The sequence below is a fragment of the Dissulfurirhabdus thermomarina genome (assembly GCF_012979235.1).
Taxonomy (GTDB): Bacteria; Desulfobacterota; Dissulfuribacteria; order Dissulfuribacterales; family Dissulfurirhabdaceae; genus Dissulfurirhabdus; species Dissulfurirhabdus thermomarina.
Genome location: NZ_JAATWC010000027.1, coordinates 1 through 670, shown reverse-complemented (window position 1 = coordinate 670; position 670 = coordinate 1). Strand labels below are relative to the sequence as shown.

Annotated in this window: 1 pseudogene; it reads right to left on the bottom strand. The window is 69.3% G+C overall.

Annotated elements, in window-relative coordinates:
- A pseudogene (locus HCU62_RS11580) lies at nucleotides 1-670 on the bottom strand (hypothetical protein); the annotation flags it as partial.

The window sequence follows — 670 nt, the reverse complement described above, 5'->3', positions numbered from 1 at the left end:
GCCTGGACCGCCGCGCTCTGGGCGTGGAACCGGTGCACCACGTCGGAGAAGGTGTACTTCGAGGTGCTGTACTCCGGGTGCCCCGGAACCCCCGGCGCCGAGCTCTCGCCCATGGCCGGGTCCACGTGGCACCAGGAACACCGGATGGGACCGCCGATCCCGTCACCGTCCACGTCGATCTGCGCGATGTTGATCCCGCTCCCGTTCTGCTCGTGGAGCATCCCCATCACGTCGAACGACCCGCGCGGATCCGAGGGATAGCCGTAGTCCGCCGCCACCTGGAGGTGACAGCCGCAGCAGCCGCCGAAGGCCACCGGCACCACCGTGTTCGTCTCGGCGAGCAGCGCCCCCGTGGCCTGGTCGTACACCTTCACGTCCCCGGTGAGGTACGGGTTCCGCTTCTGGCTCCCCCCCAGGGGGTCCGTCATCACCCCGTTGGGATCGATCACCGGGTAGGCGGGGATCCCGACGGCCTCCCACCACCCCTGCGAGGTGTGGGCCTCCATGTCACCGTCGAGGGTGGCGCCGGTGAGGCCCTGGATCCGGCCGTCGGCCCGGACGGGCTCATAACCCGGGAAGATCTTCGGGGCGTTGGCGATCCAGCTCTGGAAGTACGGGTCGGCCTTGAGCCCGTCGTCCGTGTCCTCCACGATGTTGTAGGTCACCCGGA